The sequence below is a fragment of the Natrinema zhouii genome, from assembly GCF_013456555.2.
In the GTDB taxonomy this organism is placed as follows: domain Archaea; phylum Halobacteriota; class Halobacteria; order Halobacteriales; family Natrialbaceae; genus Natrinema; species Natrinema zhouii.
Map to the genome: position 1 here is coordinate 271,248 of NZ_CP084883.1, position 17,455 is coordinate 288,702.

Annotated in this window: 9 protein-coding genes and 2 pseudogenes; 3 read left to right on the forward strand and 8 right to left on the reverse strand. The window is 57.3% G+C overall.

Features of this window, described 5'->3' with window-relative positions:
* Positions 1-269: 269 nt before the first annotated feature.
* Positions 270-464, forward strand: a pseudogene (locus tag HYG81_RS41600) (DUF6788 family protein); the annotation flags it as partial.
* A gap of 57 nt (positions 465-521) precedes the next feature.
* Here HYG81_RS41600 and HYG81_RS41605 read toward each other — a convergent pair.
* Entirely contained in the window at positions 522-1,772 is a 1,251-nt protein-coding gene (locus HYG81_RS41605; RefSeq protein WP_226778028.1) for an RNA-guided endonuclease InsQ/TnpB family protein, read from the reverse strand.
* A 1,005-nt stretch (positions 1,773-2,777) separates the two neighbouring features.
* Between HYG81_RS41605 and HYG81_RS41610 the strand changes: the two genes are divergently transcribed.
* Entirely contained in the window at positions 2,778-4,205 is a 1,428-nt protein-coding gene (locus HYG81_RS41610) for an orc1/cdc6 family replication initiation protein (protein WP_226778030.1), read from the forward strand.
* A 450-nt stretch (positions 4,206-4,655) separates the two neighbouring features.
* Here the strand turns inward: HYG81_RS41610 and HYG81_RS41615 are convergent, their stop codons facing one another.
* The gene (locus HYG81_RS41615; RefSeq protein ID WP_226778032.1) at positions 4,656-5,915 is read right to left on the reverse strand and encodes an orc1/cdc6 family replication initiation protein; all 1,260 of its coding nucleotides are present in this window, start codon (positions 5,913-5,915) and stop codon (positions 4,656-4,658) included.
* 1,014 nt (positions 5,916-6,929) lie between these two features.
* Here HYG81_RS41615 and HYG81_RS41620 point away from each other — a divergent pair.
* Positions 6,930-7,526, forward strand: a pseudogene (locus tag HYG81_RS41620) (carbohydrate-binding family 9-like protein); the annotation flags it as partial.
* A 54-nt stretch (positions 7,527-7,580) separates the two neighbouring features.
* Here the strand turns inward: HYG81_RS41620 and HYG81_RS41625 are convergent.
* The 6 genes from HYG81_RS41625 to xacF all read right to left on the reverse strand — a co-directional run bounded on the left by HYG81_RS41625 (position 7,581) and on the right by xacF (position 17,192).
* Positions 7,581-8,609: a GDSL-type esterase/lipase family protein gene (locus HYG81_RS41625; RefSeq protein ID WP_226778034.1), complete on the reverse strand. Its 1,029-nt coding sequence runs from the start codon at positions 8,607-8,609 to the stop codon at positions 7,581-7,583.
* A gap of 405 nt (positions 8,610-9,014) precedes the next feature.
* Positions 9,015-10,709, reverse strand: a complete 1,695-nt coding sequence (locus tag HYG81_RS41630; protein WP_226778036.1) for a thiamine pyrophosphate-binding protein — start codon at positions 10,707-10,709, stop codon at positions 9,015-9,017.
* Positions 10,710-10,973: 264 nt separating this feature from the next.
* Entirely contained in the window at positions 10,974-12,938 is a 1,965-nt protein-coding gene (locus HYG81_RS41635) for an archaea-specific SMC-related protein (RefSeq protein WP_226778038.1), read from the reverse strand.
* An 86-nt stretch (positions 12,939-13,024) separates the two neighbouring features.
* Entirely contained in the window at positions 13,025-13,672 is a 648-nt protein-coding gene (gene rdfA / locus HYG81_RS41640) for a rod-determining factor RdfA (protein WP_226778039.1), read from the reverse strand.
* Between the two features lie 956 nt (positions 13,673-14,628).
* Positions 14,629-15,567, reverse strand: coding sequence for a dihydrodipicolinate synthase family protein (locus tag HYG81_RS41645; protein WP_226778041.1), 939 nt, complete (start codon positions 15,565-15,567; stop codon positions 14,629-14,631).
* 173 nt (positions 15,568-15,740) lie between these two features.
* Positions 15,741-17,192 (reverse strand): 2,5-dioxovalerate dehydrogenase, encoded by a 1,452-nt coding sequence (gene xacF / locus HYG81_RS41650; RefSeq protein ID WP_226778042.1) that lies wholly within the window; start codon positions 17,190-17,192, stop codon positions 15,741-15,743.
* Positions 17,193-17,455: the final 263 nt, after the last annotated feature.

The window sequence follows — 17,455 nt, forward strand, 5'->3', positions numbered from 1 at the left end:
ACGTTCGATTAAACGAGAAACATCATTCTGGACCACTTCGGCAAGGATCCTAAATATGAAATTAGCCATCCTATTCGGTTAGGCCAACTAGTTAGCCTAATCAAGCGCGGATCGAGATAGTACACGGCGACCGAGTCAGATACAGTCATCATGATGGTTTCAACGGGCTGAATCACTCGAGTAGGGTTCAATCTCAGTGTTGCATCCGCAATTCGGAAAAGATGACTGGAATGTGATTTATGAAAGTGTCATAGTTCACAGGAAGGGATGAACGCGAAGCTCGGCTTGGAGAGGAAACCGACGAGGAGGCGATCGAGGAACAGTCGGAAGAACGCCCCGACGATGTCCCGACCAAAGCGACGATCACGATCAAGGAAATCAACGACAACCGGTACTACTACTGGCAGTGGCGAGACGGTGACCAGATCAAGTCTCAGTACAAAAGCCCAGTTAATCCAGGTGACATCCTCCCCGCCGTAAACGGCGGGGCTTCCCGTACCGCAGGTGGGATATTTGCCGGTCTACGATACGACCTGTTCTCTCATCTTGAACGTCCCGCTCTCGCGGTCGAACAGGTGTACCGAGGGCTGTGCCACACAGCCGTTACCCCTATCCTCGCCGTGAGGACTCGGAGTTATCTTCTGGCGCATATTCTCCGCCCCGTTACAATCCGCGTTACCCACCAACTTACACGACGAGCAGACATGCAAGCCACGTTCGACACGATTCGATCTCGTGTCGTCGCCACATCGTGAACACGTCTTCGAGGTGTCCCACTCGTTCTCTTTCAGTACCTCTACCCCACGTATCTCGCCCTTGTATTCGAGGTACTGGCAGATGCGGTCGAACGCCCACGAGTGCAACTTCTTGTTGCCGGTCTTGCCCCAGTCTGACTCTCGCACGTCTTCGGGCCAACTCACCGCGAGTGTGCCAACACCGCGTTCGATACACTCCGTGATGATGGCGTCCGTGAGAACGTGGTAGAAGTGTGTCTCACGGTCAGCGAGTTTCTGACGTGCCCACATCGACTTTTCCGACGGGCCGTTCTCACCCTCAGTATCGTACTCTGCCCGCGTGAAGTAGTGCTTGTCCTGTTTGAGTGAGTTGCCGGGATACAGGACATATTCGTCAGGGAACGCGACCGTGGCGATATTCTTGATGCCGAGGTCGATACCCGCAACTTCGTCGCCTGCGGAGTCGTTGGTTTCGAGTTCGACTTTGCAGACGAAGTGTATTTCCCACTCGTCGCCGTTCCAGACGGCCCGAACGTTCTGCACCTTGTTGACTTCCGAGAGGTCAACGTCGGGGCGGGTCTGGTAATCGCAGAGGATGAAGTCCGACCACGACTCTTTGAGGTTCAACCCCTTGCTGAGTCGGACGCGGTTGTTCTCGGGGTCGTGCTTGAACCCGTCTGCTTTGAACGTGACCGTGCTCTTGGGCCGTTCGTCGCCGTGTTTGCGGTAGCCGGGCGGATTCGCCTCCTCGTCCTTGTGTCGCAGGTCGAACCACGACTGGAAAGCGTCAGAAAGTTCTTCGATGACTTTCTGACTAGATTGCGCGTTCAAGTCTTTCCAGCACGGTTGGTTCTTCATATACGCTTTCAGCACACCTTCGTCTGGGATTTTTCCGGTTGCGTCCCAGATGCGGTCAGCTGTCCAGCGTGCAACGTTCCAGATGTTCGAGGCGGAATCACCGAGCGAATCGAGGCCATCGCAGACCTGCCGGTGGTTCTGGATGGCACCAACATAGGTGCGTGTGACCTCAATCGCCATGCATAGAATATGTAAGTAAATCTACTTAATAGTGTGGATTAGCGTGGAATATCCGGCCTACTATCGACGGTGGTTAGTGCTGGGGTTGTTGGATTCACTCCCGCCGTAAACGGCGGGATTCTCTCCTCGTAGACAGATAGACGATAACCGAACTACTGCCCCCTTTTCGGTTATCTTTCGAGCTACGTCGTTTCCAGAGACCCCTCTATCGATGTGTTTGTGTGAGTAGGTCACTTGCATATCAAACGACGAGACGAGCCGGTACTGATAGATCACCGAGTTCTGCGGACGGACACACCTCTATCGATGTGTGTCTGCATCATCAGTTTCCGTACCGACGAGAGTTCTGTTCGACTCGAGACCGTCTCTCCTGAGAGGGACTATCTGGCCTGACGGTGTTCGAAAGAAGCGGAGTGTTGGAGGAACAGAGACACCCCTCTATCGATGTGTTCTCCACAGAGATAGCAGAAGGAAAGAGACGAGCGGATGAAGGAATCCACAGGATGTACTGGGATTCCGTACAGCTATCCCCTGAAAGCAGCTATTTCGAGACTGTAATCTGATGAGAGAGACGAGAGAACATGACGATCGATAGGTGATAAGAGACGAACGGTCCAGAACACATCGAACACATCGATAGAGGTGTGTGTGAGTGTGTATTCTAGAAAGCTAGAAGAAGAGAAGAGAAAAGACCGAATTTGCTTCCCGAAACCATGCTTCCAAGCGGCTGTATACCGTAAAACCTCGAGTCACTGCGACTCTACTCCGACTCCCGTTCAATCGCACTTGGAGATTACACCCCTCCCTTCGAGCGTTCGAACACATCGATAGAGGGGTGTCTGTCTCCGTGGAACGGTCGACCGCTACACATCGTCATCCGTTCGTACTAACTCGTTACTTCTTTTTCTCTGTCTAGCAGAATCAGGGCTGTTTGTCCCTCAATAGCAGAAATACAGATCGATAGAGGTGGGGAACACTTTTGTTCCCGCCCTGTCTGGACACCGTATGGACGACTTCGAGGCTCCTCGAGATGAGGCGGGGACATCGAGGGATGAAACGTCACGGCAGGCCCCTTCCTCATCGGATTCCACTGAGTCCGAGCAGTCTCCCTCCTCGACTGAATCGGATGCGAACAGCGACGTACAATCGATCGAGGATATGTTGCTCGAGTTCGATCAACAGGAAGGACTCATTCGTGATCGATCACTTCTCGATCCGAATCATATCGTCGAAGAGGATCGAATCGTCGGTCGCGACGAGCAACTCCAGGAAGTCACCAAGATGCTCCGTGTTGCCCTCGGCGACAACCGCCCCCCAAACCTCTTTCTCTACGGGCCCTCGGGGACCGGTAAATCGCTTATCACCAAGGCCGTCTGCAAGAACATTAGTGCGATCTGTGACACGCGAGATATCCGGTTCGGGACAATTGAGGTCAACTGCCAGGATCTCGACACGCTCGGCGTCGCAGTCTACGAACTGGCGAGTCGGGCTGCAGACGAAGCTGACGTTGAGGTCGAAGTCCCGAAACACGGCGTCGCGACGAAGGAAAAGTGGGACGAACTCTATCGGATCGTCAACGAGAACTTCGATTCGGCAGTATTCGTCCTCGACGAACTCGATATGCTCGTCGGTCGACGAGACAAACAAGAGCCGGCGTTCTCCCGACTCCTCTACCAACTGTCTCGAGCCGGCGCAAATAACGAACTCACTGCACATGTCTCCGTCGTCGCGATCTCTAACGACACGAAGATGATGGAATCCGTGGGCAGTCGAGCCCTGAGTTCCTTCACACCGGAGGACGTCCACTTCGACGACTACGATGCAAACCAGCTGCAGTCAATTCTTCGTCGCCGTCAGGATGCCTTCTACGAAGACGTTCTCGACGAGGACGTTATTCCGTTGGCGGCGGCCTTCGCGGCCCAGACCCACGGCGATGCTCGCAAGGCGATCGATCTCATGCGAGTCGCCGGCGAACTCGCAGAACGTGAAGGAGACGGAGGTGTCGGTGAAGCACACGTACGCGAAGCGCAGGACAAAGTCGAAAAGAATCGTGTCCTCGAGGTTGTCCGCGGCATCAGCACGCAGAAGAAACTCTGCCTCTACGCGACGGCGGCTGTCGCTGCTGAGACGAACGACGAATCCGCGCGCAGTACGACCGGATACCGGGTCTATCAGTTCCTCACGGACGTGATCGATGCCGATCAGTACCACCAGGAGACCTACGTCAACAAGATGAAGGAGATGACGACGTATTCGCTCGTTGACTTCGAACGCCGGAGCCACGGCCCGAGCTCGGGAATGTTCCTCGAGTTCCAGTTCGGCGAGCGCCCCGAGACGATTCTCGAAACGCTTCGTGAAGATTCGCGTATCGATATGGTTTCCGCTGACGAGGTGAAGAGCGTCGTCAAAGCACAGATCCGAAACGAAACGTAGCCGCTCTCTGCCCGTCGGTCCCCTCTATCGATGTGTATCTTTACTTTGCTATACAGCTGCGGATTTGGCTGGAGAGATTCTCCAGTCTTCCCCTCTACCACACACCTCTATCGATGTGTGATATGGTCCAAGAGCTGCTGAAAAGCGGAAAGACAGACTTGTATGATTACATGTGGTGCGAAAATAATATCCTTATTTCACCTAACAAGCGGAGTCTATCGTCCATCGCTGTCTTTTCAATTATTGAGAGAGCAGACACACCTCTATCGATGTGTTTTCGCTCTGTGCAGGAGTGAATTCGTTAGACACCTCGAAATTGGAGTCACTGCTATCAAGAGCAAAATGCAACCAGAACAACGGACACAGTGGTGTCGGTCAGAAACAGAACGCGGCAAGGGAGAAGCTGAGAAGACTGTCAGTAACTACTATAGAGAAGAATCGGGAGGGAAATTACTGGAATTTAGCTAACGACGTGTTCTCATCGGTCGTGTCCTCATCAATCAGATGACCCTGAATAGAATCGTGGACACCAACGTCGCGAAGGATATCATCGAGTGCCGAAAGGATGAGCTCGAGGTCCGTATCGAGTGTATATTCGCGGTATGTGCCGCCGCGTCGACCCTCATTCCGCTCAGTGACCGAGACGAGTCCGAGCATAGCGAGCTCTGACAGGTGATCGCGCATTCGACGCGGAACGAGCGGATCTCGTCCGGCCCGTTGTGCAAAGTTCGTATAACGGGGACGGACATCCCGTGATCGAATAGGGGTTTCGTCCTGGAGGTGGAGTGTGAGCAACGAGTACAGTACCAGATGACCGTGCTGAGTGAGGCCGCTGATTCCCTCTTCAATACGGCCACGTTCCAGATCATGGCGGCCTGCTTCCACGTGGCTTTCAGTGACGGTCGTCATCTCTGCTTCTTCTCGAGCGAGATCGCCGGCTTTCATGAGGAGATCGATCGACTGACGGGCGTCGCCAGCGTCTTTTGCGCCGTAGGCCGCACACAGTGGAATTACCGCATCATCGAGGACGTCTTCGTGAAACGCGACGTCCGCACGCTGTCGGAGAATTTTCTGGAGATCACCTGCATCGTACGCAGGGAAGTGAATTTCCTGTTCGCAGAGCGAACTCTTCACCTTCGGGGAAAGGTCGTCACGGAACGAAAAGTCGTTCGAAATGCCGATGATCCCGATCTTTGCTGCAGAGAGATCATTGTTCGCTCGAGCACGGGGAAGTTGATAGAGAATCGAATCGTCTTCGACGTGGTCGACTTCGTCGAGGACGATCAGATTAGTGCCGCCGATCTCGTCGAGTTCGTCCCAAAGCATTTCGTATACTGTCGCCCGCGGATAGCCAGTGGTACTGATCTGGTTCGTCTCGTCTCTGAGTTCATTGACCAGACGTGTCGCGATTTGGTACGAGGACGTAAGGCCGTCACAGTTGAGAAACGTGAGATAGAGATCGATATCGTCGTACTGAGTGGCGTCTCGCTCGAGATGCGAAAGAAGATATCTGGTGGCAGCGGTTTTTCCGACACCGGTTTTCCCGTAGAGGAAGACGTTGTTCGGTTGTTCACCGTTGATCACAGGCTGTAGTGCAGCCTGGTACATCTGTATTTCTTCGTCACGCCCAATGAGTTGCTCGGGCTGGTAATCTTCCCGTAGCGCGTCTCGGTTTCTGTATATATCAGTGTCACGTTCGAACAGACTCATTCGAGCTCACTCCGTGACAATATAGACGCATAGTTTATAAAACCACCTTGTCCGGAGTGTCCGCTGTTCTCTATCTTTAAATAAAACACCGAAACACACCCCCTCCACTATGTCCGCAGTAGTCCCGATGATGGAAAGAGTAGTGGAGGAGAGTTTTGAATAGCGGAATCTTTAATACAGTAAGATGAGAGCTAGTCCAAATGGCAACTCCAGCTGTTTTATATTCTGCAAATCATGATGAAGAATACATCAGTGAGTAGCTCACTAGCTCTTCAGAGAAGAACAGCGGACATAGTGGGGTGGGTGTGTCTTCTCTCAGAAAATATTACTAGGCAGGGTCGCTAATTCATCTCGATCTTTCAATGCGATCTACCCTATAGTTGCCACTGAAATGATTTACACGCTGATTGCACTCGCTGTCGTGCGATCAGATGCGTATTGCCTTCCCGTGGTCACTATAGTCCATGTATTCCATATCTGACTATCATTTTCACGCAGTAACTACTTCGACTAGTAGCACTCACACCACCATGTCCGCTGTTCGAGGATAGAATTACTACCACAGATACACCACTGTGTCCGCTGTTCTGTGAGGTACTCACCCTCTGGGAGATTGCTCGTTAGAAAGTAGGGTGTTCACGAAGAGAACGACGGATGCGGTAGCGTATCGAATCTCGATGCTATTTCCTAACCAATAGTAACCCAGAACCATTAATCGAATCACCGCTGCGGCTGCCGTTCTTCCTATATTCACACCACCGTGTCCGCTGTTTTCAACTGAAAGGGAGAATAGCACTGGACGCAGTGGAATGGTTTCCTCACGTTCCTGATTCGACGTGCTCGGAACAGAGTAGGATTCGATGCGACACTCGCTGTCATCGGTCGCCAGTCCCGGCAGAAATCGGTATGTTATAGCTCATCGAGGGTCGAACGTATCGCGTGAAGCAGTATACGATCGCCCGTGCATGAAGCGACGTTCCTCTCGGTGACGCAGTTGACGGAACGCCGTGGGAGGAGGCAACGGAGTTCCGCATCGACGAGTTTTCGTGGTACGAGGGTGGTCCGAAACCGCTCACGACCGGTCGCGTCTGCTACGATGACGAGTCGATATACCTGCAGTTCTTCGTCGAGGATCCCGATATCACCGCTTCGGTGACGGAACTCAACGGCCCGACCTTCGAGGACAGTTCCGTCGAGTTCTTCGCCGATCCGACTCCCGACGAGGACTCGATGTACGTCAACTTCGAGCCGAACTGCTGCGGTCAGTTCAAGATCGCCTGGCAGGAGGCTGGCTGGCAGGAGCGAGGGATCGATCGCGACCTCGTCTCGCCCGAACTCGCATCGCGAGTTTCGGTTCGGACGTCGGTTCCCGGCCCGACAACGGCGGGTAACTCTGCCGACGGCTGGTGGCTCGCCGCTGCGATTCCGTTCGACGTCCTCTCGAGACTGACCGGCCGCGAAATCGCGCCGACTGCGGGGACGGAGTGGCGGGGCAACTTCTACCGGAGCGGCGTCGCTTCCGACTCTCAGAAGGCGACCTGGAACCCCATCGAGAAACCCAACCCCGACTACCATTCACCGGAGTACTTCGGTCGGCTCCGGTTCGAGTGACCCTTCGTTGGTACTGAAATAAATGAACCGACGAAATCAAGCGAACTGACGCTGTCAGTCCTCGAGCAGCGACTCGAGTTCGGCAGCGAGATTCTCGCCTATCGTAATCATGGCGTCGTCACCGGGGTGGACCAGATCGGGGGTGAGACCGCTGATGGTGGGCAGCAGTTCGGGCCCCTCGAGGAGGTGGACGTTCTCGTGGGGCGTCTCGGCGACGACCTTGCGGAGTTCCTCGCGGAATCGCTCGCACGTTCCGTCGGGGTCAGCACTTCGACAGACGTCTCGAGCGTTGCGAAAGATGGTGATAGCGACGACCGGTTTGTCGGGATGGGCGCTCGCGACCCGGTCGATCAGCTGCGCAGCGCGTTCGCGGAACTCCTCGGGGGCGAAGGTTCCGACCATGTTCACCGAAATCGAGAGTGTCGCGATATCCCAATCGTCGCGCTCGGCGATGTGATCGGCCATCGCGGTGTCGCAGTAGGCGGTACCACAGGAACCGAGGTTGATCGGGTCGGCATCGAGCCGACGGGCTGTCTGGCTGACGTAGTTCAGGTGCTCGCCCAGCGGCGCTTCGCCCTCGGTGATCGAGGTGCCGTAGGCGAGGTAGCGCCGGTCGGGTAGTTCCTCCTCACGGGGCGGACGGACGTCGCCCTTGAGGCCGTGATAGACCATCGGCCCGCCGCGGTGCTCACCGGGTAACTGGATCCGACAGACCCGCGGATCGAACGCGAGAGCTTCGCGGGCCGACGGCTCGAGGTCGGTTAGCTTCTCCGGAAGCGAGACTGCAATCGTCGTCGGATCGTCGCCGACGACGATCTCGGTCGCACTCTGGATCGGTCCCCAGAAGACCCGGACGGTCCCGTCCTCGGAACTCCCACCGGGAACTGTCGAGAGCGTCACCCTCACAGGACCGTCGGGAACGAATCGGAGTTCGACGCCCGCGGGGTGGCGCATCCGCGACTGCGCGCCGTCGTTGAGTTCGGTTTTGACCGCTTCCGGAACCCGTTGTAGCAACTTCCCGTCTTGACCCTCGATCGGTCGCATGTCGCCGACGTTGTGAAATTGAATACCGTCGTAGTGCATACGGACACGTTCTCCCACTCCGCTATCAACTGTTTGGTGGGTCCGGTCGAGAGCGTTCCTCCACTCGAGCTCGTGCCATCACCCCGTCGGTTGCTGCGTCCGCGATTTCGAAAAGTCACTCGTTACTGAATTCGCGACGCGGTAGGTGACCGTTGTGATCGGGTCTCACTATTTCAAAAGCACTGTGGGCTATCTCGACAAGCTAGTCCAGTAGATTAGGCTGATAGGTTATCCCAATAAGTTAGGCTATTCCACGATACCAGACAACGTTCCTGCAGAACAAGATACCAAGCCCGATGAGAGCATCTCGAACCGGCCATTGAGCTTCTGGCTCGAGCGAAAGCGGAAGGATGGAGCGGAAGGCGAGAGGATAGAGCGGTAGTTGGGGTAGCACTTCGTCGAGGTTCAGAACTCCACAGTAGAGTCGTAGTCAGCGACGGATGCGGCCGTCGGCTCGTCCGGATCGACGTGGACGTCGATGAGTTCCGGCCCGTCATCACGCGCCAGTGCGGCGTCGACAGCATTCTCGAGTCCCGAAAGCGTCTGCACCGTTTCTCCTCGGCAACCGAATCCCTCCGCGATAGCGACGAAATCTGGGGACGACCAGTCGAACCGGTGACCCTCGGCGTACTGGTCGATCTGCGGAGACTTGCTGATGATCCCGTAGTCCTGATTGTTGAAGAGGATCGTGATCACGTTCAGTTCGTACGACGCTGCCGTGTGCAGTTCCTGCAAACACATCATCGCGCCTCCATCGCCCGTCAGTGCGACGACCGGCCGATCCGGTGCGGCGAGTTTCGCGCCGATCGCTGCCGGAAGTCCGACGCCCATCCCCGCCCACGAGCCGGCAGTGACGTACGTCTCCGGTTCGTACGTCTCGAAGGTCTGCTTGGCCCAGAGCCGGAACCCGCCGATGTCGGTCGTCGCGACGGTCTCTCGCGGGAGGACATCGCGGAGCGTCCGGAGCGCGCCCGCCGTCGCAATCGGCGCCCCGTCCTCGAGCAGGCCGTGAGCGCGAAGTCGGTCATCGTATTCCGCGCGGACCCGTTCGCCGACGGACGTTCCGTCCCAGGCGGTGTCGGGACGGGACTCGGTCCGGAGACCGTCTCGCAGCCGAGTGACCGCGCTCGCGACGTCCTCGATGATCGCGACGTCGGACTCGTAGGCGACGTCGATGCGGCTCGCGTCGAGGGTCACGTGGATGAGCGCGTCGCCGACGGGAAGCGACCAGTCGTCGGTGGTGACGCCGTCGAACCGGGTGCCGAGCGCGAGAACGACGTCAGCCGCCTCGAGGGCTCGCCTCGCTCCCGCTGGGAGGTGACTGCCAGTGACGCCGAGCCAGCGCGGGTCGTCCTCGGGAAAGATGCCTTTTCCCTTGTAGGACGTGACCACGGGAGCATTCAGCGTCTCGACGAGGGCCCGAATCGCTTCCGGATCACACGATCTGCGGGCGCCGACGCCGAGATAGACGACCGGCCGCTCGGCGTCGGCCAGCATGCGCGTCGCGGTCCGATACTCCTCGTCACCGTCGAACCGGCTCGTCGGTGGATCGATCGTCAGTGGCGGCGAGCGAAACTCGGCGTTGAGGAGGGACTTGGGAACGCCGAGGCGGACCGGTCCGTACGGGGGCGAGAGCGCGGTTTCGATTCCCGATCGGATCGCCTGGTGGAACTCGACCGGTCGCTTGATCGAGACGTTCTCTTTGACGACGTTGTCGTACGTATCCGGTTCGATCTCGTGGATAGGCCCCTTCCCCCGGTCGTCGGGGTCGGCGTCCGCGGCGATGTGGACCAGCGGGACGCGGTCGTCGAGTGCGTTCTTCAGTCCGTGCATCGCGTTCGTATCGCCGGGGCCCGGGACGGTGAGCGTCGCGGCGACGTCACCTCCGGCCTCGTAGTACCCCCACGCGATGTGCGGGATCGCGGTCTCGTGACGCGCCATCACGTATCGGATATCGTCTCGGCGTTCGACGGTACGATCTAGCGGGAGCGTTTGCGTACCAGGGAGTCCGACGAGGAGGTCGATTCCGGCATCGACGAGGGCATCGTAAAGCTGCTCGCTGCCGGCGCGCACCGTCGGTCCGCCGTCTGTAGAATTCATGGCCTCTATCCCGATTAGGGCGGCGCAGAACAATAAATACCGTCGGTCGTTCTGGGTCGTGTCGCCACCTTCCACTTATGAGAAATACCGCTGTCACTGAGGTAGTGATCGGAGTGAGATGGGGCTCTTACGGATTACGTCGACGGGAATGCGAGCCGCTTCCACCAAATAGATTCCCCTGTCGGGAACGGATGTGCGCTGCCAGCTGAAGAGCGATTACGAGTTTCCATCGTGAGAACAAGGAAACGAGCAGTCGGTTGTCGGCTAGATCTCCGTGACTACTCCGTGGTCCCCTTCGATTGCCTGTGCGTCCTCGTCCAGCAGTGCCACGACGAGGTACGGCACGTAGGATTCGAAGTATTCGACGAGGTCGGCGATTCGCTCCGAATCAATCGCCTCGAGCGAGTCGAGCAGCATGAACGGAACCGTCTCGTAAACGTCGTGAACGAGATAGCCGGCCAGCGCAAACACGAGGCCGGTCACTTCCCGTTCGCTCTCACTCAGGTGATCGATCGAATCCTCGTAGGCCGCGTCATCGTCGGTACTTCGAACGATCGTGAGATCGAACGACGACTTCGTAACTTTCCGGCGGCCCTCGCGGACCTCGCGGCTGGTTCGATCGATCCAGATCCGATCTAAATTGGTATATCCGAGCGTCTCGAGCAGGTTCTCCATGTGCTCGTTGAACGCTTCGACTGCATTCTGTTCGATCTGGTCGATCCGTGTGCGGAGGCTCGTCAGTTCGTCGGTAACATCCTCGCGACGCGCTTCGAGTCCGTCGCGCCCCTCGAGTCGATCCTCGATCGTTGCGATCTCCTCCTCGACTTCGTCCCGCTCGCGCTCTTTTCGCTCGAGTTCGAACTCGAGTTGATTGACCTCCTTGTGCTGGTCGAGGACGTCGCTGTAGTCCTCCGTCTCCAACTCGTTGATCTCTCCTTCGAGTTTATCGACCGCATCGGTCAGCTTCTCGCGCTCGGCCGTCAGCTCCTCGAGTCGATCGCTCCGCCGGTCGATTTCGTCGTCAGTCGACTCGAGGCGGCGACGCGTCTGCTCGTACTCCGTCCGATTTTCCTCGATACTGGCGACTGCTTTCCGCCGGTCGTCGAGTTCGGCGCTGATCTCGGAGCGCTCCTCGAGGCGGTCCTCTCTCGCGGTCCGGAGCTGGTCGATGGTCATCTCGATCTGTTCTCGAGCGACTGCGGACCCACAGGTCCAACACGTGACCGTCTCTTCGTCCGCAAGCAACTGATCCGTCACGGGTCCATCGTCCTCCTCATCGTGGCCCGCGTTCGGCTCGAACGAATTCGGCGCTTCGAGGAATTGCTCGTTGAACTGGATCGTGCTCTGAAGCTGCGAAATCTCCTCCGAGAGGTCGTCTTTCTCCTCCTGAAGCGTTTCTATTTCCGCCCGGAGTCGACTGATTTCCGACTCGTCGCCCGTCGACAGCGAATCGAGTTGCTCCTGGATCTCCGTTCGTTCGGTCTCGAGCGCATCGATGCTCTCGCGTTCGGTGTCGATACGATCTCGGACTCGTTCGAGCTCGGATCGCGTATCGCGCAGCTCCGCCAGCTTCGTTTCGAGTTCCGACTCCTCCTCTCGTCGCTCCTCGACGTCTACGTTGGTCTCCTCGAGTTGCGCTTGCGCCGTCTGGAGGTCGTCTCTGAGTTCGCTGATTTCGTCTGTCAACTGCGTCCGCTTCTCCTCGAGGGTGGGGAGTCGCTGCTCGAACTGGTCCAGTTCCTCCAGTTGCTCGTCGATCTCTCGCTTTCGTCGCTCACAGCGATCGATCTCGGCCTGAATCTCGTCAGTGTCGACCGGCCGCATGATCAGTTCCTGCAAATTGTCGCCCCGTGCGACGGCCCGTCTCGCCTCGTTCGATTCGAGCAGGAAGGCGAACAGATCGGCGAGTTCCGGATCCTCGAGGTAGGGATCGCCGTCGGTGGCGATCGCTCCGTTGCGACGGTGAAGTGTCCGCTGATAGCGTTCGTCGCCGAACTCGAGTGTAGCATGTCCCTCGTCAGCGTCGGCTTTGAGACTCACCTGTTCGCTTCCGAGCGCGGCCATGATCGCCTGTAACAGCGACGTCCGGTTCGTCGCGTTTCGACCGGAGAGAACCGTTATACCCCGCTGAAAGCTGACCTCGGTTTCGTCGATCCCTCCGATATTACTGACGGAAAGCTTCGCTTCCTTCGGAATTGATTGCTTCGCCGAATTCAGAGTAGTTCCCATACGGGGACGTACTAACTCCTCACAGATAGGTATTACCACTGCCTCTGGCGGCCATCTATGAGAGCAGATAGTGACGTCAGCTGGTATTAGTCCTGACCCGTACTCGACTCGTGGCACTGGCAGGTGCCCCGCTCGAGGAGTTCCCTGACGGTATACTCCTGGAGGCAGTCCTCGCAGGTCACCGTCACGGAGACGACGACGTCGAAGTCTCCGATCTCGAGGATATCGTTGCGCTCGAGTTGTTCGACCGTACTCGTCGTCACCGCCGAGGTTCGATTCTGGAGCGCACCGAGTTTATCCGCACTCCGGTCGAGACGATCCTCGTCGCTGGGTTCCTCGAGGGACGTCTCTAGACAGTCAGTCAGATGGTTATAGACCGTCTGGTGAGAGGTGAAGTCCGACTCTACCTGCTCGATTGGGACGCCGTCGCGTTGTAGTTCGTTTCGAGTCTGTACTCGCGTTCCGCTACTGACATCGTCATCAGTGAGCAACCGGTACGTGTTCTCGACTTCTCCGTCCTTAATCGGAACGGCTGCCGTCTCGAGGGCGGCCTCGAGCACCCGCTGGTTCACGTATGTTGCGAGTTCGCGCGTGCTGTACTGCTCGCTTGCTTCGCCGGTCCAGTACTCGACGAGAGTTGTATCGAGTTCCGAGAGCTCGTATCGCGTCGTAATCCGACCGACTTTACACCCGCATGATGTACTCGATCCCGCTGAGGAGTTACTATCTGTCACTTTTGGACCATTAGTGCTCTTGTATAATTAATCTTTTGGGTTTATCCGTTCGATCGAATGATTTCAGGCTAGTTTCCCCGTCTGGGGATGATGACTAATGTATGGCTTTCCCCATGAATAGTACATTTTATTATAGGACTTGTCCCATTATGTATTATTGACGCTTTCCTGTTGCTTCCCTATCTCGCTCAGTACTTCTGTGCAGAAGTGGATTTAGAGGGGTAGTTGCGAGCTTCAACGCCATCCAAAACTATACAATTGTATGGACGTAAATCCGGCGCGTAATTCTGAATGATAGTTCACAATCAATTTACCCTACGCGAACGTTTACGGATGTACATATGTAATATATCGCTTCGAACCGGTATTAAGGACGTATGTTTCGAGACAATCGGTCGAGATATTATGGGGGTGAAAGAGAACACCACCGGAAACTCGCGGTTTCGGCCACAAAGGTGGACTGTATCACTCCGTTCCCGATAGGGGAATCCAAATCAAAACTGGTTCCGTCTCAAATCATCCGGGTACTAATGTTCTCGGCAACACCGGTGAACGGTTCCGTCAATACAATCTCGTTTCGGCGGAGAATACGCCGTCCGTCACTGATCCCCATCGTTTGCTTCATCGTCATTCCGAAATCGGGACAGCGTGAGTCCCGGGTTGGAACATAGCCCCGCGCCCTGCGTCGAATCCCGTTCCCAACAGCGAAACCGAACTCGTGAGTGACCACGTGATTGCAGAGAGACGCTCACCGATGACGAAGACGCTCGTCGGTGACCAAAACGCTTGCCGGTGACTACATGTGGTGGTCGATCACCGACTGAGGGCCCTCTCTATCTACATCTCATGCGATCCTGAACGACGGTGCTCGAGCAATCTGAAGGGCGTTCCCACCCGCAAAAGCGGCGCCCACGAGCGGCCCACTATCCGCGCTGTCATTCGGTCCGCTGCACGTTCTATTCGATGAGAGATTCGATGTCGTCCTCGAGTCGGCTGTAGAGTTCTTCGGCTTTGCGCTCCTCTTCGGGCGCGAGCGGTCGGATCGGCTCTCGAACGTTGCCGCCGTTGAGTCCGGCGAGCTCGAGCCCTTTTTTGACCGCCGAGACGCTGACCGCGCCCTGAATCGAGTTTTCTTGTCCGGTCTCGTCTCGGAAGTTCTGGTAGGGAAGACAGATGTTCCGGAGTTGGGAGGCGCGCTCCCAGTCTCCCTCGGAGAGCGCGTCGAACAGTTCGAGCCCGATCTCGGGTCGGAAGTTGCTGACACCTGCCGAAAAGCCTTCCACGCCCTCGGCCCAGAAGGAGACGGCGAACGGCTCCGCCAGCCCGTCGACCCAGACGACGTCGTCAGCCCCGGCGGCCACGCTCGCGCCGAGCTTTACCGGATCCTTCAGCGCGTACTTGATTCCGACGACACCCTCGACGCGGGTGAGACTGGCGAGGTATTCGATAGACGGATCGAAGCCACGGACGTAGGGGACGAGTGGTGACTCCGTAACCGAAGCGAGGCTCCGATAGTAGTCCAACAGGCCCTGTTCGTGTATATAGGTGTGATCGGGCGGCATGATCATCATCGCATCGACGCCGATGCGATCGTACGCACGAATCAGATCCTTCGCCTCCGGTGTACTTCCGCCGACGCCGGCGAGCGTGCAGGCGTCCGACGGGAGCGCGTCAACGCTCGTCTCAGTGACGCCGACGCGTTCGTCCTGTGAGAGGGAGTGATACTCGCTGATATTTGCTGTCGTCAGAAACGTCCGAATCCCTTTGTCGTATAGGTTCTGGGCGTTCTCCGCGATTTTCTCGTGTTCAATCTCGAGCTCATCGTCGAATGGTGTCAACAAACCGACAGCAACGCCTCGAAGACGGCTCCGTACCTGCTCAGCTGGCAATGACATAATAGCTGGATGTACTGCGCACAATATAAACCCATCGCCTAAAACTGACCCGCATAGGACAGTTATCTCGAAGTCAGTAGATCGCGGCGTCGTTTCGTCGCTTCGAACCGAACGGTGAATCGATCGCCGAAACGAACCGAAATCGAACCGCGCTACAGGGGGTCGACGGCAGGTTAGTAGTTCATATAGACCGTTTTCGTCGACGTGAAGAAGTCCAAGCCGGCGTCGCCCTGCTCGCGGTAGGTGTCCGTCGAGGACTCCTTGTAGCCGCCGAAGGGAACGTGTAGTTCGAGTCCGGTCGTCTTCTCGTTGACCTTCGCGACGCCCGACTCGACGTTCTCGGCGAACTGGTTGGCCTCGGTAAGGTCCTGCGTGACGATACTCGCCGAGAGTCCGTAGTCAACGTCGTTGGCGACCTGGAGGCCCTCCTCGAAGCTGCTGACCTTCAACACTGCCAGCACTGGCCCGAAGACCTCCTCTTGTGCGATTCGCATGTCGTTTTCCACGTCGGCGAAGACGGTCGGCTCGACATAGTAGCCGTCGGCGTACTCGTCCTCGATGAGCGCGTCGCCACCGGCGACCAGTTTCGCACCCCCGTTTTCGGCGATGTCGATGTACTCGAGACTCCCCTCGAGTTCGCTCTCCGTCACGTGGGGGCCCATGTCTGGATCGTCCGTGCCCGGCCCGACCTCGAGATTCTCGGCGTAATCGGCGATGGCACCAACGAACTCGTCGTAGACGTCCTCGTGGACGATCGCACGGGAGGCCGCAGTACAGGACTGGCCCGTGGTTCCGAACGCCCCGACGCCGACGATGTCGACCGCCTCGTCGACGTCGGCGCTGGGCATGACGACCGTCGGGTTCTTGCCGCCCATCTCACACTGGACGCGTTTGAGGTCGTCCGCGGCGGCCTGTGCGACGGCGGTCCCGACCTGCGTGCTCCCGGTGAAGGAGACGGCGTCGACACCCTCGTGGTCGGTCAGCACGCCGCCGACCTCACTGCCGGAGCCGGTGACGTAGTTTGCGACGCCGTCGGGCAGTCCAGCCTCGTCGAGCGCCTCGATTAGCTTCCAAGAGACGGTCGGCGCCGCTGAGGCGGGCTTGAGGACGGCTGTGTTACCGGCCGCCAGCGCGGGTGCGAGCTTCCAGGCCGGGATCGCGATAGGGTAGTTCCACGGCGTGATCAGCGCGGCGGTTCCGAGCGGCTCGCGTTTGGTGTACAGGTTCTTGTCCTCGCCGCTGGGTGACTTGACAGTGCCGCCGAGGTCGCTGGCCTTCTGGGCGTAGTAGTAGAAGATGTCGATCGCACGCTGGACTTCACCGCCGGCTTCGCTGAGCGTCTTCCCCTCTTCTTTGGTCAGTGTCTCGGTCAGTTCGTCCTTCTGGTCTTCGAGAATCTGTGCCGTTTCCTTGAGGATCGCGCCGCGAGCCGGACCGGGCGTCGAGGCCCACTCGTCCTCGGCGGCGACCGCAGCCTCGACCGCTTCTTCGGCGTCTTCAGAAGTCGACGACTGGAACTCGCCGACGACCTCGGTCGTGTTTGCGGGATTCAGTACTTCGAACGTCTCTTCGGAACGTGATTCGACCCACTCTCCATCGACGTAATTGCGATACGCTGTCGACATTCGAGCTAGTTGTTTCGTCGTTCTCTATACGAACCTTCGTTTTCCGGCAATACTACTGGCACCGGTGACAGCGGTCTCGCTGGTATGGACTCAGCGGGACGGAATGAAAAACCACTAATCAATGTAGAAGAACAAACCAAGGCGGTATCGGTTCCGCCGCCAGAGATTGAGACTTCGTATCGTCAGATCGCCGATTTCCTTCCGAGAACGTTGTCGCCGGAACGGTTCGTCGATCAACGGTTAGACGATACGGCAGCAAGTGG

What these genes read in the sequence shown, in the direction of transcription:
- HYG81_RS41605 (WP_226778028.1), bottom strand. Translation starts at nt 1,772, where the DNA reads ATGGCGATTGAGGTCACACGCACCTATGTTGGTGCCATCCAGAACCAC.
- HYG81_RS41610 (WP_226778030.1), top strand. Translation starts at nt 2,778, where the DNA reads ATGGACGACTTCGAGGCTCCTCGAGATGAGGCGGGGACATCGAGGGAT.
- HYG81_RS41615 (WP_226778032.1), bottom strand. Translation starts at nt 5,915, where the DNA reads ATGAGTCTGTTCGAACGTGACACTGATATATACAGAAACCGAGACGCG.
- HYG81_RS41625 (WP_226778034.1), bottom strand. Translation starts at nt 8,609, where the DNA reads ATGCACTACGACGGTATTCAATTTCACAACGTCGGCGACATGCGACCG.
- HYG81_RS41630 (WP_226778036.1), bottom strand. Translation starts at nt 10,709, where the DNA reads ATGAATTCTACAGACGGCGGACCGACGGTGCGCGCCGGCAGCGAGCAG.
- HYG81_RS41635 (WP_226778038.1), bottom strand. Translation starts at nt 12,938, where the DNA reads ATGGGAACTACTCTGAATTCGGCGAAGCAATCAATTCCGAAGGAAGCG.
- HYG81_RS41645 (WP_226778041.1), bottom strand. Translation starts at nt 15,567, where the DNA reads ATGTCATTGCCAGCTGAGCAGGTACGGAGCCGTCTTCGAGGCGTTGCT.
- xacF (WP_226778042.1), bottom strand. Translation starts at nt 17,192, where the DNA reads ATGTCGACAGCGTATCGCAATTACGTCGATGGAGAGTGGGTCGAATCA.